This is a genomic window from Nostoc sp., from assembly GCF_036916735.1.
In the GTDB taxonomy this organism is placed as follows: Bacteria; Cyanobacteriota; Cyanobacteriia; order Cyanobacteriales; family Nostocaceae; genus Nostoc.
The window spans coordinates 72,508-92,875 of record NZ_JBALFV010000121.1; the positions used below are offsets into that span (position 1 = coordinate 72,508).

At 41.8% G+C, this 20,368-nt stretch carries 15 protein-coding genes and 1 pseudogene; 12 read left to right on the plus strand and 4 right to left on the minus strand.

The annotated features are described in order from the left end of the window. Positions 1 to 20: 20 nt before the first annotated feature. The 10 genes and pseudogenes from surE to V7L20_RS29780 all read left to right on the plus strand — a co-directional run bounded on the left by surE (position 21) and on the right by V7L20_RS29780 (position 10,168). Positions 21 to 818, plus strand: coding sequence for a 5'/3'-nucleotidase SurE (surE, locus tag V7L20_RS29735; protein WP_334747529.1), 798 nt, complete (start codon positions 21 to 23; stop codon positions 816 to 818). Between the two features lie 286 nt (positions 819 to 1,104). After that, a complete protein-coding gene (locus tag V7L20_RS29740; RefSeq protein WP_334747530.1) occupies positions 1,105 to 2,001 on the plus strand; it encodes an MBL fold metallo-hydrolase in 897 nt (298 codons plus the stop codon). 500 nt (positions 2,002 to 2,501) lie between these two features. After that, positions 2,502 to 3,566 carry a bifunctional riboflavin kinase/FAD synthetase gene (locus V7L20_RS29745; protein WP_334747531.1) on the plus strand — a complete coding sequence of 355 codons (1,065 nt, stop codon included), beginning with the start codon at positions 2,502 to 2,504 and terminating at the stop codon, positions 3,564 to 3,566. Between the two features lie 189 nt (positions 3,567 to 3,755). Next, complete coding sequence (locus V7L20_RS29750; protein ID WP_334747532.1) at positions 3,756 to 4,664, plus strand: AAA family ATPase; 909 nt, start codon at positions 3,756 to 3,758, stop codon at positions 4,662 to 4,664. 255 nt (positions 4,665 to 4,919) lie between these two features. Then, positions 4,920 to 5,069 (plus strand): annotated as a pseudogene (locus V7L20_RS29755) (type II toxin-antitoxin system RelE/ParE family toxin); the annotation flags it as partial. A 97-nt stretch (positions 5,070 to 5,166) separates the two neighbouring features. Further along, positions 5,167 to 5,760, plus strand: a complete 594-nt coding sequence (locus V7L20_RS29760) for a cytochrome C (protein WP_334747533.1) — start codon at positions 5,167 to 5,169, stop codon at positions 5,758 to 5,760. A 220-nt stretch (positions 5,761 to 5,980) separates the two neighbouring features. Next, positions 5,981 to 6,124, plus strand: a complete 144-nt coding sequence (locus V7L20_RS29765) for a hypothetical protein (RefSeq protein ID WP_334747534.1) — start codon at positions 5,981 to 5,983, stop codon at positions 6,122 to 6,124. 65 nt (positions 6,125 to 6,189) lie between these two features. After that, a complete protein-coding gene (gene secA / locus V7L20_RS29770; RefSeq protein ID WP_334747535.1) occupies positions 6,190 to 8,982 on the plus strand; it encodes a preprotein translocase subunit SecA in 2,793 nt (930 codons plus the stop codon). 105 nt (positions 8,983 to 9,087) lie between these two features. Beyond that, on the plus strand, positions 9,088 to 9,546 hold the full coding sequence (locus tag V7L20_RS29775; protein WP_334747536.1) for an aspartyl protease family protein: 459 nt from the start codon (positions 9,088 to 9,090) through the stop codon (positions 9,544 to 9,546). 178 nt (positions 9,547 to 9,724) lie between these two features. Then, positions 9,725 to 10,168: a DNA mismatch repair protein gene (locus V7L20_RS29780; RefSeq protein WP_334747537.1), complete on the plus strand. Its 444-nt coding sequence runs from the start codon at positions 9,725 to 9,727 to the stop codon at positions 10,166 to 10,168. A 345-nt stretch (positions 10,169 to 10,513) separates the two neighbouring features. Here V7L20_RS29780 and V7L20_RS29785 read toward each other — a convergent pair whose 3' ends face one another. Next, positions 10,514 to 12,118 (minus strand): 2-isopropylmalate synthase, encoded by a 1,605-nt coding sequence (locus V7L20_RS29785; protein ID WP_334747538.1) that lies wholly within the window; start codon positions 12,116 to 12,118, stop codon positions 10,514 to 10,516. Between the two features lie 95 nt (positions 12,119 to 12,213). Beyond that, positions 12,214 to 12,735 carry a LabA-like NYN domain-containing protein gene (locus V7L20_RS29790; RefSeq protein WP_041565194.1) on the minus strand — a complete coding sequence of 174 codons (522 nt, stop codon included), beginning with the start codon at positions 12,733 to 12,735 and terminating at the stop codon, positions 12,214 to 12,216. 734 nt (positions 12,736 to 13,469) lie between these two features. Between V7L20_RS29790 and V7L20_RS29795 the strand changes: the two genes are divergently transcribed. Next, entirely contained in the window at positions 13,470 to 15,818 is a 2,349-nt protein-coding gene (locus V7L20_RS29795) for a serine/threonine-protein kinase (protein ID WP_334747539.1), read from the plus strand. Positions 15,819 to 15,975: 157 nt separating this feature from the next. Here the strand turns inward: V7L20_RS29795 and gorA are convergent, their stop codons facing one another. Then, positions 15,976 to 17,322, minus strand: coding sequence for a glutathione-disulfide reductase (gorA, locus tag V7L20_RS29800; protein WP_334747540.1), 1,347 nt, complete (start codon positions 17,320 to 17,322; stop codon positions 15,976 to 15,978). 304 nt (positions 17,323 to 17,626) lie between these two features. Further along, the gene (locus V7L20_RS29805) at positions 17,627 to 18,286 is read right to left on the minus strand and encodes an exonuclease (RefSeq protein WP_334747541.1); all 660 of its coding nucleotides are present in this window, start codon (positions 18,284 to 18,286) and stop codon (positions 17,627 to 17,629) included. Positions 18,287 to 18,437: 151 nt separating this feature from the next. On the opposite strand from V7L20_RS29805, the gene V7L20_RS29810 reads away from it, so the two are divergent. Continuing rightward, positions 18,438 to 20,195: a hypothetical protein gene (locus tag V7L20_RS29810; RefSeq protein WP_334747542.1), complete on the plus strand. Its 1,758-nt coding sequence runs from the start codon at positions 18,438 to 18,440 to the stop codon at positions 20,193 to 20,195. The last annotated feature ends 173 nt before the right edge of the window (positions 20,196 to 20,368 follow it).

Sequence of the window (20,368 nt, forward strand, 5' to 3'; positions counted from 1 at the left end):
ATGACCAATGACCAATGACTATGAAATTACTAATTAGCAATGATGACGGCATTTCTGCCTTGGGTATTCGTACCCTAGCCAACTACTTGGCAGAGGCAGGTCATGATGTGAATGTAGTTTGCCCAGATCGAGAGCGATCGGCAACTGGACACGGATTAACTCTACACCAACCCATTCGCGCCGAAATTGTTGAAGAGATTTTTCATCCTGCTGTCAAAGCTTGGGCTTGCGATGGTACACCTTCAGATTGCGTCAAATTGGCGCTGTGGGCTTTGCTAGATACTCCCCCCGATTTGGTTCTCTCTGGCATTAATCAAGGTGCGAATTTGGGAACTGAAATCTTGTATTCTGGCACTGTATCTGCGGCAATGGAAGGTTTAATTGAAGGCATTCCCAGTGTGGCGCTGAGTCTTATGAGTCACACTTCTAAAGACTTTCAACCTGCTGCTAAGTTTGCCAAGATTCTTGTAGAGCAGTTAGCCCAAAAACCCCTGCCAGATTTAATGTTGCTCAATGTCAATATTCCTGCCCTTAAGTGGGAAGAAATTGCCGGAGTTACTCTTACCCGTCAAGGAGTGCGGCGTTACATTGATGTGTTTAATAAACGAGTTGATCCTCGTGGAAAAACGTACTACTGGTTAACCGGAGAGGTAATTGAGGATGTAGAACCCCTAACGGAATTAAATCTGCTTCCAAATGTACCGTTAGATGTGCATGTTGTACGTAAAAACTACATCAGTATAACCCCGTTACAATACAATCTTACTTACGCAGATGGGCTAAATAAATTGTCTGAGTGGGAATTCAATTTTTCGTGAATCATATGATTTATCAGGATAAAACTAGAATTATGTAAAGGCATCAGAGAAAAATGTAGGTTATAACGTAGGGGCACTCTTGAAATAACCGATACACATCCACCAGAAAAACTGGAAAATTCTACTTGAGAGTATCTCATTCAGATTTACACAATCAGCCAGAAACAGGGTATGCTGTTTTACCAAGAAATCCTCCCTTTAGCAAAATCGGTAAGACAGCATAAATTTAGACAAAATCAGTAACAATTATTCCACTTATCGCCCGCTCAGTCCAGCAAGCAACACCATGTCTAGGATAGAGAATCAATTTACCGTACAATTTTGGGGTGTTCGCGGCAGCATCCCCAGCCCAGGGCCAAACACCGTTCGTTACGGCGGTAATACCCCTTGCATCTCAATGCAAGCGGGCGATAAACGCTTAGTTTTCGATGCTGGCACGGGACTACATGTTTTGGGGCAATCTTTGTTGCGCCAAATGCCGTTAGAAGCTCATATATTTTTTACCCATTCTCATTGGGATCACATGCAGGGTTTTCCCTTCTTTACCCCAGGATTTGTGAAGGGGAATGACTTTCATATCTACGGCGCGATCGCACCTGATGGTTCTACCATAGAACAGCGCCTCAATGACCAGATGTTGCACCCGAACTTTCCCGTACCCTTGCAAATTATGCAAGCCAATTTAAGTTTCTACGACATTCGACCGGGGCAACCAATCCACATTGATGACGTTACCGTAGAAACAGCACCTTTAAACCATCCAGGTGAAGCTGTAGGATACCGCGTCAACTGGCGTGGTGGTGCTGCTAGTTACATCACTGATACCGAACATTTTCCCGACCGACTTGATGATAATGTCCTGTGGCTAGCTCGTAATGCTGACATTCTGGTTTACGATTCCACTTACACAGATGAGGAATACTATTCTCCCAAATCCTCGAAAATTGGCTGGGGACATTCTACTTGGCAAGAAGCGGTGAAAATGGCACAAGCTGCTAACGTCAAAACTCTGGTGATTTACCACCACGACCCCGCACACGATGACGATTTTTTGGATTGTGTAGGGAAACAAGCAGCTGCAAAATTTCCTGGGGCGATTATGGCACGGGAAGGACTGGTACTTCAGATTCCCACCTCAGTTGTCTTATCAGAATCTTTTCCTGTTAGTAAGTTTTCTACTTAAAGATTGCGATCGGAGGAATTGGAGATTTTAGATTAGATTGGTGATCAGAAGCTTTCAGCGCAAGAGCGTACCTGTTGGCTATATGGTGAGACAGCACTGCCTAGAGTTGTCACGCCAACCACAGGATAAGGGCGACAACAGGAGGACATACCTTATAGATTCACCAATACAGCCCAGATACTCACAGACACTCTAAGATTGCGGCTGATCAGAGGGTAAAACCTTCGTTGTAGTCTCAACAAGAAACTAGAGCCTTTCTAGCTCTGGTATTTGGGGTTATCTGGACTTAGTAATTAGCTCTTAAGCTAATAGCGCAAGATACCATTTTAGGCAACTTCCCTTGGTTAGGCTTTTGGCTGATAGCTAAAAGGGGTAGCAGCAACACCCTGGCCGATCGCACAACACCTTATGGGCAGTTGATGAATGTCTTCCTGAAGGCGGTTTACCATAAGGTAGCTTCCTGCTGATAGCTAAAATAAACCTAAAATCTCAGAATCCACGTGCTAAATTTGTCTAAAAATGGGTGTTCTGTGTGGGTTGCTTCTTCTAACGTTGGGCTGCTAACGCCGACTGCTGTTGCCCTTGGCAAGTTTGATGGTGTTCATCTTGGTCATCAAAGGGTAATTCAGCCAGTCTTGCACGCTGATAGCCAGTTGTCAGTAGCTAGTAGTCCGCAGTCAAAGGAAAATCAAGAATATATTTACTCAACAGTTGTTACCTTTGACCCCCATCCACAGGAATTTTTTACGGGGCAGCCCCGGACTTTGTTAACGCCACTGGATGAAAAAGTCCAACAATTGCGATCGCTTGGGGTAGAACAACTGGTATTACTACCCTTTGACAAAGAATTATCTGCTTTGACCCCCGAAGAATTCGTCCAAAAAATTCTTGTGCAACAACTGCAATGCCAGCAAATTAGCATCGGGCAGGATTTTTGTTTTGGCGAAAAGCGTAGTGGTACTGCCAAAGATTTGCAATTAATTGCCGCCAAACACAATATCCCTGTTACCATCGTTCCCTTACAAACTTATACAGGTAACTCGCCCACCGAAAGCAGTTGCGTCAGTACTAATCCGACTCAGGATGTCCGCATTAGCACTTCATTAATTCGCCAAACCCTTGAGCAAGGCGACATCGAAAATGCAAATCTACTACTAGGACGCCCCTATACTCTCCTTGGTGTTGTCGTTCAAGGTCAACAATTGGGCAGAACAATTGGCTTTCCCACTGCCAACCTCCAACTACCAAAAGAAAAGTTTTTGCCCCACCAAGGAGTCTATGCTGTCCGCGTTTTCATTCTCAGTGAAACATCAGATGTCGCTCCTAGTGAAAATTTAGGTGTAATGAATATCGGTAACCGCCCAACTGTAAATGGTACTTATTCATCTGCGGAAGTACATCTGTTCGATTGGTCTGGTGATTTGTATGGCAAAAAACTGGCTGTAGAACTAGTGAAATTTTTGCGCTCTGAACAAAAATTTGCTTCTCTAGAAGCCCTGAAAACACAAATTCAACTTGACTGCGTTGTTGCTAAAGAAGTTTTGAGTGCTGAGTGGGAACAATAGATAGGGCATGGGGCATGGGAAGAGGCAGAGGTGCAAAGGGGCAGAGGGGCAGAGGGGAAAACTTACTGCAACTTCTCCTCTGCTCCCCTGCTCCCCTGGTTACTGAGCTTGTCCTGAGCGTAGTCGAAGGGCGCAGTCGAAGTATGCTCCCTTGCTTCCCCACTCTCCACTCCCCACTCCCCGCACCCCATGAGAGAAAAAATTGACGCTTTAACACAAAATCTAGCTCTTACCATCGTTGGCAAAGTTGAGGCAATACGTTTAGTGCTAGTAGCCTTGCTGGGTGGTGGTCATGCCCTGCTAGAAGATGTCCCTGGTGTTGGCAAAACCTTACTGGCTAAATCTCTAGCTCGTTCACTGGATGGTAAGTTTCAACGGCTACAATGTACCCCCGATTTACTGCCAACTGACATTACTGGCACCAATATCTGGAACCCAAAAAGCGGCGAATTTACTTTTCTGACTGGGCCAGTCTTTACCAATATTCTTCTAGCTGACGAAATTAACCGCGCTACACCCCGCACTCAGTCAGCTTTACTAGAAGTCATGGAAGAACATCAGGTAACAGTTGATGGTGTCTCTCGTACAGTTCCCCAGCCCTTTTTTGTGATTGCCACTCAAAACCCGATTGAGTATCAAGGTACTTTTCCCCTACCGGAAGCGCAAATGGATCGGTTCATGTTGTCGCTAAGTTTGGGCTATCCTTCCGAGGCAGAAGAACTCCTTATGCTGCAAAATCTCCAAAATGGTGTGAAAGTTGCTGATTTGCAGCCTTGTATTACCTTGGCAGAAGTAGAGGAATTGCGTTACCTCTGCTCTCAAGTAAAAGTGGCAACCTCTTTGCAACAGTACATCCTCGAATTGGTGCGAGTAACACGGCAAGATGAAGAAATAGCCCTTGGTGTTAGTCCGCGTGGTACATTAGCATTACAACGGGCTACCCAAGCGCTAGCTTTTATATTAGGGCGTGATTATGCTATTCCCGATGATGTAAAATTTCTCGTCCCTCATGTTCTTTGCCATCGCCTTATTCCTAGAGGAGGAAGGAATGCAAGAACTGTTGTTGAGCGATTATTGCGATCGGTTTCTATTCCTTAAAGATAACTGTTAGCTATTTTTAATCAAGTGCTAATGTCGGTGATGCTCATTTGCTAGATACAGAACCAAGTGAAACTTTAGAAGAGGCAATTACAGTACTGAAAGCAAAAATGGTAGAACTGTTGGCAGCTTTTTCAGTAGTTGTCTAAAAAAGGTAGTTATGAGCAACTCAAGGCACTGCTCATAACTGCCTTTCTTTTACGGAAATTCGTCCTAATGCACCTAAAATCCTTCAAATGTTAGGATCTCCTACAAAATCAGTTTGGCGATCGCATTGCGGACATTGGTGAGGAGTATATTGTTTATAAAGTGAGAGTTCGCAATAGTAATATCCAAAAAGGTAAGAGTGCTGGATATCGATTGATTTATCAAGTTGAATCACCTACAAGTAAGTCGGTGCAATAAAACCAAACTGTGTGAAGAGCTATGTTGCTACTGCCAAGGCTGCGTAAGTTCTATGATTAGCACAAGCGCCACTTCTAAATATCTGGGAATGTGAGGAATGTCAATTTTTCTTAAGCGCAAAATCCGCGATCGCAAAAATCACCTGCCAAAGAGCGATCGTCAATCGCTACAGCAAAGCGTCGAACGCCAATTCAAACGCCAATTTTTCGGTTTACTTCTAGTAATTGTAACCTGGAGCCTAGCTATGGGTTGGCTTCTAGCCTTAGCAACTAATGCCCAAAGTGCTACTCCTACCGCCGAAATTGGCACTGTTGACGTAGTGCCGGCACAGTATCAATTAGGACAAGAACTGTATTTAGAAAATTGCTCTACATGCCACATCGGCTTACCACCAGCCGTTTTACCCACCCAAACTTGGAAAAATCTCCTGGAAGACTCGCAGCACTACGGCGCACAACTAAAGCCTTTAGTCGATCCGCAACGCATCTTGGTGTGGAAATATCTTTTGACTTTCTCCCGTCTCCAGCGAGACGACGAAGAAACGCCATATCGCCTTAATGACTCGCGTTATTTCAAAGCTTTGCATCCAGGAGTTAAGTTACCACGTCCCGTCCAGCTTGGCAGTTGTGTTAGCTGTCATCAAAGCGCTAACGATTACAATTTCCGCCGCTTAACACCAGAATGGAAGTGAAGAGTAAGGAGTTGTGAGTTAATTGAAAAATTTATAACTCCTAACTCTATTCCCTCTCCGGCCCCATCTGAGGGCAAAATGATACTATGAAGAAAGACTAAATAATCAGATAAGAGTTAAAACCAATCATTTAGTAAACTGATTGCCTCGTTTTTCTCCTGTTTTTGAGTTAATTCTCATTTGACACCTATCCACAACCAAGAAGGTTGGGTTGGGTTATATGTTTATAATCAATGCCAAACCTTTAACAGTGAACAGTGAACAGTTATCAGCGATCTATTTATCCTTGGGTCTAAGTCCCCCACCAACGAATGGTGCAATGCGTTGGTGGGAGATTTCTACTTGCCACCAACGCTCCGTGTAACTGATAACTGATAACTGATAACTGCTTTAATTCCCATCCCCCTTGATTCAGTTCTATAATCTGCCATGCTAAAACTTTTGTTGGGCGACCCCAACGCTCGTAAGCTTAAAAAATACCAACCTTCTGTTACTGAAATTAACCTTCTAGAGGAAGAAATTAAGGCTCTTTCTGATGAGGAGTTAAAAGGTAAAACCGCCGAATTTAAACAACGGTTTGCCAAAGGCGAAACTCTAGATGACCTATTGCCCGAAGCTTACGCCGTTGTCCGGGAAGCAGGACGGCGAGTCTTGGGCTTGCGGCACTTCGATGTTCAACTCCTTGGCGGTATCATTTTGCATGTAGGGCAAATTGCCGAAATGAAGACCGGTGAGGGTAAAACGCTTGTAGCAACCTTACCAAGCTATTTAAATGGCCTTACTGGTAAAGGTGTACACGTCGTCACTGTGAACGATTACCTAGCTCGTCGGGATGCTGAATGGATGGGACAGGTGCATCGGTTCTTGGGGCTGAGTGTGGGGCTAATCCAGTCAACTATGACTCCCAGTGAACGCCAAAAAAACTATGATTGCGATATTACTTATGTTACCAACAGTGAGGTAGGGTTTGACTACCTGCGGGATAACATGGCGACATCAATGGCAGATGTGGTGCAACGGCCGTTTAATTATTGCGTGATTGACGAGGTAGACTCGATTTTAATTGATGAGGCGCGGACACCGCTAATTATTTCTGGGCAGGTAGAAAGACCTACAGAAAAGTATCTGCAAGCAGCCCAAATCGCATTCACACTCAAAAAAGACGAGCATTATGATGTGGATGAAAAAGCTCGTAACGTGCTTTTGACAGATGAAGGGTTTGCTGAATCAGAAAATCTTTTGGGAGTCACAGATTTATTTGACCCAGAAGATCCTTGGGCGCACTTCATTTTCAATGCAATTAAAGCTAAAGAACTTTTCCTTAAAGATGTAAATTACATCGTCCGCAATGGGGAAGTGGTAATTGTGGATGAATTTACCGGTCGAGTACTACCCGGACGGCGTTGGAGTGATGGACTACACCAGGCGATTGAAGCCAAAGAACACGTAGAAATTCAGCCAGAAACTCAAACTCTAGCGACAATTACTTATCAAAACCTGTTCTTGCTGTATCCAAAACTCGGTGGAATGACCGGAACGGCAAAAACGGAAGAACCGGAATTTGAAAAAATTTACAAATTGGAAGTTGCGGTAATTCCTACCAACCGCGAGCGCAGACGCCAAGATTTGTCTGATATGGTCTTTAAGACAGAAGCAGGCAAGTGGGGGGCGATCGCTAGAGAATGTGCCGAAATGCACGAACTTGGCAGACCTGTATTAGTAGGAACCACTAGTGTAGAAAAATCTGAACTTCTCAGTCGGCTACTGAAGCAGCTAGAGATTCCTCATGAATTACTCAACGCCCGGCCAGAAAACGTCGAACGTGAGGCGGAAATTGTTGCCCAAGCCGGACGCAAAGGTGCTGTTACCATTGCTACTAACATGGCTGGTAGAGGTACAGACATCATCTTGGGTGGTAACTCCGAATATATGGCACGTCTGAAGCTGCGGGAATACTTTATGCCCCGAATCGTCATGCCAGAAGATGAAGATGCCTTTGGCGTGCAAAGAGCTGCCGGATTGCCTACAGGACACGGTGGTGGTCAAGGCTTTGTCCCTGGTAAGAAAGTCAAAACTTGGCGGGCTTCGCCAGAAATTTTCCCAACCCAGTTGACAAAAGAAACCGAAAAACTACTCAAAGATGCAGTAGAAATTGCGGTGCGTGAGTATGGCGATCGCAGTTTATCGGAACTGGAAGCAGAAGACAAGGTAGCTATAGCCGCAGAAAAAGCTCCCATTGATGATTCTGTAATCCAGAAATTGCGGTCAGCTTACAACCGCGTTAAGCAAGAATACGAACAATTTACTACCCGCGAACACAATGAGGTAGTAGAAATTGGTGGTTTGCACGTAATTGGTACAGAACGCCATGAATCACGGCGGATTGACAACCAGTTGCGCGGACGTGCAGGAAGACAAGGCGACCCTGGAACCACCAGATTTTTCCTCAGTTTAGAGGATAACCTACTGCGGATTTTTGGTGGCGATCGCGTTGCTGGATTAATGAATGCTTTCCAAGTGGAAGAAGATATGCCCATCGAATCTGGGATGCTCACCCGCAGTTTGGAAGGCGCACAGAAAAAAGTTGAAACCTATTACTACGACATTCGTAAGCAGGTGTTTGAGTATGACGAAGTGATGAATAATCAACGTCGTGCTATTTACGCTGAACGTCGCCGGGTGTTAGAAGGTCAAGACTTGAAAGAACAGGTAATCAAGTACGCCGAAAAAACGATGGATGACATCGTTGATTACTATATCAACGTAGACTTGCCCTCGGAAGAGTGGGAGTTAGAAAAGTTGGTTGAGAAAGTTAAAGAATTCGTCTATTTGCTAGCGGATTTGCACCCAAATCAATTAGAGGATATGACAGTCAGCGAGATTAAAGCCTTCCTCCATGAACAGGTGCGAATTGCTTACGACCTTAAAGAAGCGCAGATTGACCAAGTTCAACCCGGACTTATGCGCCAAGCTGAACGCTTCTTTATCTTGCAACGCATTGATACACTGTGGCGGGAACACCTGCAACAAATGGATGCTTTGCGCGAATCAGTAGGATTACGTGGTTATGGGCAAAAAGACCCGTTGATTGAGTATAAGAGTGAGGGTTACGAACTCTTCTTGGATATGATGGTCAACATTCGCCGAGATGTAGTGTACTCGTTGTTCATGTTCCAGCCGCAGCCGCAGCAAATGATGCAGGCTTCGTCTGAGATGGTATAAGTAGGGAATATCTCATGCAGAGACGCAAAGGCGCAGAAAGTGCTTTTGCGTCTTTGTGTTTTCAGGCATCTCTCAAAAATATTTTGTTTTCAGGAGTTTGCTCAAATGGGTAAACTGGTACTGCCAAATCTTCGGGGTAAGCAAATGGGGCAAGTAATAGTTACCCTTACTTTCACGAATCGAATTGATCGAGTTTTGGCACAGCGAGGCTTTATTTCTTCGGGGGAAGTTCGCTCTTATACTCTGGATAATGTTTTAGTTGATACGGGTGCAACGTTGCTATGTTTACCTGCTAGCGTTATTAGTCAACTAGGTTTAGTCCAAGGTGGAGAAGCTCAGGTACAGACTGCTGCTGGAGTACAGCAGGGGCGGATTTTCCGAGATGTTGAACTTAGTATTGCACAGCGCCAAGGAACCTTTGATTGTTTGGAACTCACAGAAGTACCATATCCCCTTTTAGGTGTAACACCAATGGAAGTTTTAGGGTTAGAACCAGACCTTAAAAATCGAAAGTTACGGATTTTACCGATGAATTCTGAGCAAACTTATCTGAGTGTATTGTAAGCGATCGCTCTACATTAAATATTAATTGCAGAGAATATTAGGGATTTTCCATCTAATTAGTAGTTAGACCTTGCCATAGTTGGGGAACACTAGAAATTGAGTAGCAAGTTACCTAGTAAACTGATGCACTTTTGAGGGTAACAGTCGTATTCCTTACTTCATAATGAGGCACAAAATAGTGGAACCAAAAAGAAAGCTAGAAGATATGCCAATTACCCATGCTCTCGAATACTACAAGAATCATTGTGAATTTTTAGGGTATTCAATAGAGGAAGAAGGTGAATTTTGTATTGTCTGCCATCACCCAAGAAAGGATTTACTGAAATTAATTCTACTAAAGCAAAATGTAGGTGTGATGGCTCAAATTATTTATTCGTTGCCAGCAAAATTTTATAATGACTTGATTCCACTATATATGTATGTTAATGAATTAAACAGTATCTTTATCTTTGTAAAAGCATACATTCGCGTCTTTGAAGATAATTCTCCTATTATTGTCTTGACCTCAGTTCTAGAGGGAGAATATAGCCGACACAGCTTCGCTATCTTTTTGGACAATATCGATTACGATATGAGGAAATTTCACTCATATCCTAAAACTCTTGATATATGGAGTGAGTAGTAAGAGTTACGCACTGTAAGATGCAACTTCCTAAAGCTGAACAAGATGCGATCGCTTATACTTAGCTAGTTTTAGGTTGTCTGTAATGCGATCGCTTTCTGGTCAGCATCATTTTCCAACAAATTTTCGGAACTCACACTTAATATCAAGTCCGGTTGATTAGTTATAAATCCTGTAATCTATGTAGAAATCGGAAAACCCTCTTTCCCCCAGCTAATAGCCCCCAGCAAGAACTGCAATCTTAATGATAAGTCTTTCACCGGACACGATATAACTCCTCCCCAAAGTCGGGAAGGAGTTTTTTAGCATCAGCTAAAAACAAGGTGTGGTGCTTATATTATCATCTCAGACTTTCTGTGCAGATACTTCCTCTGGCTTTTCTTGCTTTTGCAACGCAGAATATAGCCTATTGAGCGCATTTACATAAGCTTGCGCGGATGCGACGATAATATCTGTGTTCGCTGCATGACCAGAAAACACTTTAGATTGATAACGTAAACGAATCGTCACTTCTCCAATAGCATCAATACCGGCTGTTACTGACTGCACAGAAAACTCAATCAACTCGTTGGGCACATTCACCACACGGTTGATAGCCTTGTAAACTGCATCCACAGGCCCAGTACCGATCGCAGCATCGGTTAATTCTTCACCATCTGGAGTACGCAAGGTAACTGTAGCTGTAGGACGAGCATTGCTACCACAGGAAACTTGCACTAATTCCACCCGGAACAAATCGGGTGCTTGTTGGATTTCATCGTTAACGATTGCTTCCAAATCCCAATCAGAAATTTCTTTCTTTTTATCTGCTATTTCTTTGAATCTAACAAATGCTTTATTTAAATCAGTATCTGACAATTCAAAGCCCAATTCTTTCAACCGGGTGCGGAAAGCATTTCTGCCGGAATGTTTGCCCAAAACTATTTGATTGTCTGTTAAACCAATCAATTGGGCATCCATAATTTCGTAGGTGAGCTTATTTTTTAACACACCATCTTGATGAATCCCAGACTCATGAGCAAAGGCATTCGCCCCGACGATCGCTTTATTTGGTTGTACTAACATTCCCGTCAAATTAGAAACTAAGCGTGAGGTTTTGTAAATTTGCCGGGTGTCGATATTTGTCAGGGATTCTTGAGATTCTTCTGGTCTTCCAAGATAGGGATTAAAATATTGTCGCCGCACATGTAGCGCCATCACCAATTCTTCTAGTGAGGCATTTCCGGCGCGTTCGCCAATGCCATTGATGGTACATTCTAGTTGGCGCGCGCCATTTTTCACGGCTTCTAAGAAGTTAGCAACTGCCAAGCCTAAATCATTATGACCGTGAACGGAAATAATCGCTTGGTCGATGTTAGGGACATTTTTGATAATCCCCTTAATAATTGCCCCAAACTCGCTAGGGGTGGTGTAACCGACTGTATCGGGAATATTAACTGTTGTTGCACCAGCTGCGATCGTTCGTTCTAACACTTGGTAAAGAAATTCTGGATCGGAACGAGCCGCATCCATCGGTGAAAATTCTACATCTGTCATGAAAGACTTGGCATAAGCTACCATTTCTTCTGCGATCGCTAGCACTTCTGCCCGTGACTTTCGCAACTGATACTCTAAATGTATATCTGAAGTCGAAATAAACGTGTGAATTCTGGCGTTAACTGCTGGTTTTAATGCTTCTGCGGCTGCTTCAATATCTGCTTTGATCGCTCTTGCCAAACTACAAATTACCGGGCCATTTTCTGTCCCCACAATTTTGGCAATCTTGCTGACTGCTTCAAAATCTCCAGGGCTGGCAAAGGCAAAGCCTGCCTCAATTATATCTACACCCAAACGCGCTAGTTGCTTGGCAATAACTAGCTTTTCGTCTATATTCAGAGTTGCTCCTGGACACTGCTCTCCATCTCGCAATGTAGTATCAAAAATGATGATTCGGTCTGTTTTGTTTGTCATTTGCGCTTTGTTGTTTAGTTTTTACTTGTGTATCAAAATATCTTCAACCTTAATTTTTCTTTTACTCTTACCTTTGTAAATAATTGCTAAGACTACTAACCTTCTGTTTTTTCTATTTGATCTCTGATATCATTTAAATCTATATATCTGTCAGTAGCATTTCGTAGTTCTCTAGCTATCATTCCTTCTGTAGATACTACTGTAATATGTGTATTTTTTGAACGTAATAGTTCGATTGCTCTTTCAAAATCTCCATCGCCACTGAATAATACCACTCTGTCATACTGGTCTACTGTATTAAACATATCTACAACAATTTCAATATCTAAATTCGCTTTTTGGGAGTAACGACCAGAAGTATCATCATAATATTCTTTAAGAATTTTAGTTCTAACTGTATATCCTAAACTAATTAGAGCATCTCTAAAACCTCGCTGATCTTGTGGGTCTTTTAAGCCAGTGTACCAGAATGCGTTAATTAATGTTGTTTCTGATTGCTCATGTTTAAAGTATTCTAAAACTCGCCTCGGGTCAAAAAACCAACCATTTTTTTGTTGAGCATAGAACATATTGTTTCCATCTACAAAAATAGACAGACGATTCATTGGAGAACCCATACAAATTTACACCTAATAATATATATGAATTTAGATGGAACAATAGATTATAGCAATTTTCAAATGCCTTGTTTGCTAATATCTATAAACTAACTCTTCATCTGTAGCTTTTATCCTACCTCTTTCAAGGCATAAAAACGCCTGCAACATTGGAGTTAAGATACTGGGTGCTAAACCTTATTCACCTCCAGCACTGCAAGAGCCACCCTGCGATCAAAATCTACCAATAAAATTGAACTAGTAACAGCATTCATAACTGTATAACAATAAATTTTACTCCTAAAGAGGTATAGCATAGGCTTAGGGTAAGATATAAGTTGATCCCTATCTATAGGTTTAGCTTTCAGTATCAGGATACGCTTTGTGGGGAGTACCAATATTGCGCCAAAGACAGAAGACAAGCTTGGGACAGCTTCTGGTAAAACCCCAGTTAAGAGCATACTTGTTGGTTAGGTTAGGCTAAAATCTCGCTGCAACCAACTAAAGAGACAAAGTATATTCGGCTATGATCTGTGAGACAATCACTACTTGTAACTCACTTAACAGAAAAATAATAATTTAGACCAAAGTAGGAATCTCTTGGAGGCTACGTTTGCCAATAAAAGTTTGTTGATGAATAGAAGATACTTTACAAATGTATAAAATTGTCATTTAAGTCTTATTTCAATGTGCTTGTACTAAAACGTGGTCTGAATAAATAAAAGTGTTGGACTTAAATCAATCAGTAACACGATATGGCAGAAGAACCTACATCTACCTTAACTAAAAACTATGTCTCTGCTGCCAATAGACACTCAAGTAAACCGACCAAGGTAACGTCAACAGCATCGGCTCGTCAGTCTAAATGGATGGTTCTCTTAGGTCATCTTCTGGCTGGCGGTTGGGCAATGGGTGCAGCAGTGATGAGTGCTTCTGGTGGAGAATTAGTTCAATTGATGGAAAATAAGGCGCTTTCTGCCTTTTTTCAAGTGCGTGGCCCGATTTTGCCTCCAGAAGACATCGTAATTTTAGCAATAGACGATCAGTCAATATCAGTTCCCAAACAGTATTATAAAAAAAATCCGAAACAGTATGCCTACTTAGAAACACTGAAATCTTATCCTTATAAACGGGCTGCTTATGCTCAGGTAATAACAAAGTTAATCAAAGCAGGTGTCCGTTCTGTAGCAGTAGATGTAGTTTTTGACACGCAAAGTAGTTATGGAGCTACTGACGACCGCCAACTCCAGGCAGTATTGCAAAAATATGGCAGCAAAGTTACCTTAGCAGCCGTCTACGAAAATTCCCAGACACACCAAGGGTCTTTTATGCAACTGATTGACCCACAACAGATGTTTCATACAGGATCTGTGTTTATTGGCTCAGTTAATTTTCCCTTGGAGGCGGATGGTAAAGTTCATCGATTGGCGAGTGAATTTTCTAAATTGTTAGCTGAAGATAATTTGATTGAGAAGCTACCCTCTTTTGATGAAGCAGCATTGAAGGCAGCACAAGTAAATTATCCCCGACCAAAGGGCGATCACATTAATTTTTGGGGGCCTGCGGATACATTTGAGCAAATTCCCTTTTGGTATGTACTCGACCCGGGAAACTGGAACACATATTTGCAGCAGGGAAAGGTCTTCAAAGACAAGATAGTGGTAATTGGTGCAACAGAGAAGTTACACAATGATTATTATCCAGTTGCTGCAAGTAACAGCACTAAACCCATGTCGGGCGTGGAAATTCACGCTAATGCAATCGCAACTTTGATGCAAGGTAAAGCGATCGCTCTAGGAATTACCAGTCTAAGGTTGCGGGGTTTATTTGTGCTAATTATAGTTGGCAGTACAGCCTTTATGATTAGCAAACGCAAGCCTGCTATCAATAGATTTCTATATAGTCTCGCCCTCTGTGGCACTTGGGTAGGAATTAGTTATGGGTTATTTGTTCATGGTCGGTTAATATTTCCCACTACTGTACCAACGATCGCGATCGCTATGATTGGATTTTCCTATCTAGGAACCTCATTAGTTAGAGAAAGCATCAAAAAACGTCAATTAGTAGATATTTTTCAGAAATATAAAACTTCCGCCATTGTCCAAGAAATTATCAGCCAACAAGATGACTTGCAAGACCTAATCCAGCAACGAGATTTAGCCTTATCAGGAAAAGTCCTTGCTAGACGCTACAGAATTGTTAAAGTTCTCGGTTCTGGTGGATTTAGTGAAACCTACATTGCCGAAGATACCCAACGTCCTGGAAATCCGCGATGTGTTGTCAAACAACTAAAACCAGCCAACACCAAACCAGAAGCCTTGCAACTTGCCAGACGTTTATTTAACTCAGAGGCACAAACACTCGAAAAATTGGGAACATACCCTCAAATTCCGCAACTTTTGGCGTATTTTGAAGAAGATGAAGAATTTTATTTAGTACAAGAGCAAATCATTGGTCATCCTTTAAATCAGGAATTGCCATCAGGTAGAGCAATTGAGGAAATTGCAGTGATCAGAATTGTCAGGGACTTATTGCAAACATTAACATTTGTCCATAAAAATAATGTGATTCACCGGGATATTAAGCCCAGCAATATTATCCGCCGCCATTCAGACGGTAAACTAATCTTGATTGACTTTGGGGCTGTCAAAGAAGTTAGTACAAAACAGCTTGCTCATCAGGAGCAAAGCCCCTTTACCATTGGCATTGGTACTCAGGGTTATGCACCAAGCGAGCAATGTTTTGGGCGTCCCCACTATAGTAGTGATATCTATGCAGTCGGCATGGTTGGGATTAAAGCCTTGACTGGTATGGCTCCCCGTGAGCTACCTAGAGATGCTGATGGAGAGATAAAATGGAGCGATGCCTACGACGGTAAACTAAGCACCCAGGTAAGTCACTCCCTCGCTAAGATTCTCAGTAAAATGGTGCTAGAGGATTTCAAACAGCGATATCAGTCTGCATCAGAGGCTCTTGAGGATCTTAAAGCTTTTGACGATGTTTTAAATTTTCCAACCAGATACCCCATGCTACAGAATGACTCATTAATGAATACTTTAGATGACTTAGGCGCTCCCACAAAATCTTGCTCAGAAGCATCCTAAGAAACTACTTAAGAAGGACGCAAGGATGGGGGATAATTTGGATAAATAAGCAGGGGAGAGGAGGTGACAAAAGTTAGAACTTGCAACAAGTCTTTCTTCTTGTCCCCAAGTCTTCTTTCCCTCCCCGTATGTTCTTCACTTAGTTGTGCATATAATTTTAGTTTAACGACAAAAATTCTTCTCCTGTCGTGGGATGAATGCCTATTGTTTCATCCAAATCTTCCTTAGTAATGCCCTTGCGAATTGCCACACCCAGACTTTGAATGATATCTGCTGCATGTTCACCCACCATGTGAGCACCCAAAACTTGACCAGAATCAGTATTTAGCACTAATTTGATAGTTGTTGGCTCATCCTGTTCAATTAGCTGATACAACAGTGGTTGGAACTGGGTGCAGTAGGATTGTACAGATTCACCAAATTTTTCTCGTGCTTTGGCCTCCGTCATCCCCACACTAGCCGCTTCTGGACGGCAAAAAACAGCAGTGGGTACATAATCATAATTTAGTTTTTGCGCCTTGTTGCCAAAAACTGTATCAGCAAAGGCAATACCTTCTGCCTTTGCTACTGGAGTCAATTGCACGCGGTTGGTGCAATCACCCACAGCAAAAATGTTTTCTTGGCTGGTGCGGCTGTATTCATCTACTTTGATTGCACCATCTTCGCCAAGTTCAACATGGGCATTTTCCAAACCAAGATTCTTGGTATTTGCAACGTAACCTATGGCAACTAAGATGGTATCTGCTGTAATTATTTCTTGACTCTCACCACTAATAGTCAACAAGAAACCTTCTTCTGAAAATTTGATTTCACCAACAGTGCTATCGGTGAATAACTTAATTTTGCGTTTAATCAAACCCTGTTGTACAGCAGAGCGAATATCATCATCAAACCCTGATAAAATCATCCCGTCTTTTTCAATCACAGTCACTTCGCAGCCAAAAGCGTGCATCATGCTGGAAAATTCTACGCCAATGTAGCCACCGCCAATAATTGCTAAACGTTTGGGCAGATAGGGTAGCTGAAACATCTCGCGGGATGTGATAGCGTATTCTATACCTGGAATTTTGGGCTTGAGGGGTTGCCCTCCCACAGCAATTAAAATTTTGTCGGCTGTAACTTTGCGTCCATCAATACTGATAGTATGGGTATCGATGAAAGTGACATGTTGAGAAATTAACTCAATTCCAGCTTTTTGCAATTGCTGAAAATACGACTGATTAATCCTGTCAATATGCTGATGTACTGACTTAATAAATAATGTCCAGTCAAAGTATGTTTGACAGTCACTCCACCCATAACTGTGGGCTATTTGATTTTGCAGGGCGAAGTCAGCTGCGTAGACAATCAGTTTTTTCGGAACACAGCCGCGATTTACACAAGTCCCACCGATGGATTCTTGTTCAGCAACAGCGACACGTACACCGTAACTAGCTGCTTTTTTAGCTGCTGCCAATCCCCCAGGCCCAGCACCAATGACAAACAAATCGTAATCAAATGTCATAAAAATCTGTTCCTTTTTCACTTTTTGGAAAGCAGAGCTATTTCATACCTTATAGTGATTCACACAAAACTTAATCTACTGTCTTTGGGTGGACAATTTAGCATGAAGCCAGGCTGATATCTAGCAAGTTGCCACATTAATAGCAGTTACATTCAAAAGGAACAGCGATCGCTCGATTCTTGCTAATTTATATTACATTATGTTGCCAAAGAAGGATTTTGTCTATTCCACAATAGGTAGATGTTTGCGTAGGCGTAGCCCGTCGTAGACATCGCCTAGTTTGGGTGGGTATGCGATCGCACTTTTAGGCAGCAACTGCACTGAAGAAAAAATTCAGCCGATTAAGCCATTGATGCCAAACATGAATTAACCTTGCACGGTCAAATTCAAAAATCTCTGCTTCCTCACCTGGCAAGGCTACGACAATCAGAGCATGGTTAATTTTACAGTTAAAGAGGCGATCGCTATAATACCGATTTATCGCACCACCATAAGCAGCTAGTTGTAAAGGCTTGTCATAAAGCTTATCAATTCTCAGTTTTGGTTCCTCAACTGTAGTCCATTCAATTAAATGCGGAACACCTTGGTAACGAGCAACTAAATCAACTTTCCCGGCGTAAAGTTCTTGATAGTTAGGCACAACTTGCTCAACTAGTTGAACATCGCTAAGTTGGTTTAGCACAGATTGAACGCTATCCCAGTAAGGCTGAATCAGGCTACTGTCAGGTTTGGACGAGTAACCTTGCAAGTGTTCTTTAATCAACTGGTGTAAGGCATTTCCTCGGCGACGGCTGTTAGCAGCGATTCGATTTGCTTCTGCATCGCCAACTTTATTACGCCAATAGGAAAGGGCGGCTAGAGACTTTAGTGGCTGTGTTGCTTTTAAAACTGTGGTGACAGCAGGAAGAAGAACGCCACTATTGCCTTGATAGTAGCATCGTCCGTTGATGTAGGTAGATTTCATAAATGTTGTGAATGAGTACATCAACTAGCTTCGAGGGCTGGTGTCTGAGATTGTGTTTGAGCCAGAAGTCCAGAGTGTCTGACTTTGTGTATGAGTACGTATGACTTTTAATTAACTCAGTTAAAATTATTCAAAGTTGCATATTTAAAATATGACTGGGCGATCACTTAAAGCATCTCTAAAAGGAATAGAACAAGCAAGCAAAGCTTTATCTTGTAATGCTTTGAGTAAAAAGGCTTTAGCCTTAGAGTTAGGAATAGCTCGGTCAACAGTACATAACTTTTTTAGCCGTAAAGCAGTTGACCGACTTAATTTTGAAGAAATTTGTAAAAGGCTAGGTTTAGATTGGAAAAAGATAGTTGATATTCCAGCTAATGAACCTAGAACAGAGCAACTTCAAGATACGGCAATCAACAATAATTTTGTGGGGCGTGAGGAAGCGATCACACACCTCAACAACGTGATTAAGCAAGGTGTGAAGATAATCCTGATTTATGCAAAAGGTGGTATTGGTAAGACAAAGCTAGCCTGGGAGTACATCCAGCAGTTCGACTTGGTGCTGGAACTTTGGATGGCAAAGGAAACCCAAAATATCTGTTCAGCTAACAGTATTATTGAGGAATGGTTAAGACGAAAATTTAACGAAGAGCCAGGGCGGGAGTTTAGCATTAGTTTAGAACGATTGAGGCAGCATCTGCGAGACTCAAGTAAAAGAATTGGAGTGTTGATTGATAATCTTGAACCTGCCTTAGATGGGAATGGTAAATTTATTAAGGCTCATCGCTCTTATGTAGAGCTATTGAGAGTCTTAGCTGATGAAGGAGTGAAATCTGTCACGCTAATTACTAGCCGCGATCGCTTGCATGAATCTAGTGTCAAAATTGATGACTATCGCTTAAAAGGTTTGGCTGTAGAAGTATGGCAGGAGTTTTTTAACAGCCGCTACATTAAAACAGACACTTCTTCTCTGAGTACAATGCACAACGCCTACGGTGGCAATGCCAAAGTAATGGAAATCCTCTGCGGGATCATCAAAAAAGATTATTCAAGCAATTTAAAGGAATATTGGCAAGAAAATCAGAGTGAACTATTAAAGGATAAAAGCTTAGAAGATTTAGTTATAAGTCAATTCGAGCGTTTGGAAGAAATTGATCGTGATGCGTATCGACTTCTCTACCGTTTGGGATGCTATCGCTATCAAACTTTTCCTTCTGTAAGCATCGAAGGACTTTTCTGTTTGCTGTGGGATGTGCCAGAATCTCAGCAGGAGAGGGTGGTTAAATCTTTGCAAGATAGGTCTTTAGTCGAGTGGAAAAATAGAGAATACTGGTTACATCCTATAATTTGTTCAGAGGCAATCAAAAGACTCAAGCAAACATTTGAATGGAGGCAAGCTCACGAAAAAGCTGCTTCTTTTTGGAGTATAAATTTCTCACAAATAGTGAAAAGTGAACAATTACAAATTCAAATGATAGATTTAAATCAAGCAAAAAGCTATGAAGAACGTTTATATTTGCTCATAGATTATTTAGAATTGGTTGTTAAACAGGAAAACTATCCAGAAGAAATTATAGTTTTTGAAATATTTTATCATTTATTATGTTTGCATAATTTAGATTCTTTAGAAGAATTAATTTTAAAGACAAGTCTTTTAGATAATTCCGGTATATTATTTTTTGTCCAACTTATTTTTGAGTGTGTTGAATGGCGTAAAAACCTATCTAAAAGCATTTATGAATTAGGAAAGTCCACATTTGAAATAGCATTAATTGATCAGATGGGATTTAATTTTCAACAAAGTCAACAGGGATTTGAATATTGGCAAAGATGTTTGGAAGCTAGCCAGAAATTGATGCTAAAAGCTTTATCTATTGCTGTGGAATTTAAATTAGATAGATTAGGAAATTAAACTAATATTTTCTTGAGTGAGTTTGAATACTACTATGTATAAGCTTAGAAATATAGATAATGGGGTTTCAGACTACATAATCTTAGTAAAGCGATAACTCTGTTTATTAAGATTAGCTTGCGTGATCGTCCTGTAGCTTGCTTGCGAAGGCAGGCTTCGTTTGTATAGCTGCA

Bases quoted from the DNA above. Each gene is read 5' to 3' on its own strand.
- V7L20_RS29795 (WP_334747539.1), top strand. From the start codon at position 13,470: ATGGCAGAAGAACCTACATCTACCTTAACTAAAAACTATGTCTCTGCT.
- V7L20_RS29775 (WP_334747536.1), top strand. From the start codon at position 9,088: ATGGGTAAACTGGTACTGCCAAATCTTCGGGGTAAGCAAATGGGGCAA.
- V7L20_RS29760 (WP_334747533.1), top strand. From the start codon at position 5,167: ATGTCAATTTTTCTTAAGCGCAAAATCCGCGATCGCAAAAATCACCTG.
- V7L20_RS29805 (WP_334747541.1), bottom strand. From the start codon at position 18,286: ATGAAATCTACCTACATCAACGGACGATGCTACTATCAAGGCAATAGT.
- V7L20_RS29790 (WP_041565194.1), bottom strand. From the start codon at position 12,735: ATGGGTTCTCCAATGAATCGTCTGTCTATTTTTGTAGATGGAAACAAT.
- gorA (WP_334747540.1), bottom strand. From the start codon at position 17,322: ATGACATTTGATTACGATTTGTTTGTCATTGGTGCTGGGCCTGGGGGA.
- V7L20_RS29740 (WP_334747530.1), top strand. From the start codon at position 1,105: ATGTCTAGGATAGAGAATCAATTTACCGTACAATTTTGGGGTGTTCGC.
- V7L20_RS29750 (WP_334747532.1), top strand. From the start codon at position 3,756: ATGAGAGAAAAAATTGACGCTTTAACACAAAATCTAGCTCTTACCATC.
- V7L20_RS29765 (WP_334747534.1), top strand. From the start codon at position 5,981: ATGTTTATAATCAATGCCAAACCTTTAACAGTGAACAGTGAACAGTTA.
- secA (WP_334747535.1), top strand. From the start codon at position 6,190: ATGCTAAAACTTTTGTTGGGCGACCCCAACGCTCGTAAGCTTAAAAAA.
- surE (WP_334747529.1), top strand. From the start codon at position 21: ATGAAATTACTAATTAGCAATGATGACGGCATTTCTGCCTTGGGTATT.
- V7L20_RS29785 (WP_334747538.1), bottom strand. From the start codon at position 12,118: ATGACAAACAAAACAGACCGAATCATCATTTTTGATACTACATTGCGA.
- V7L20_RS29810 (WP_334747542.1), top strand. From the start codon at position 18,438: ATGACTGGGCGATCACTTAAAGCATCTCTAAAAGGAATAGAACAAGCA.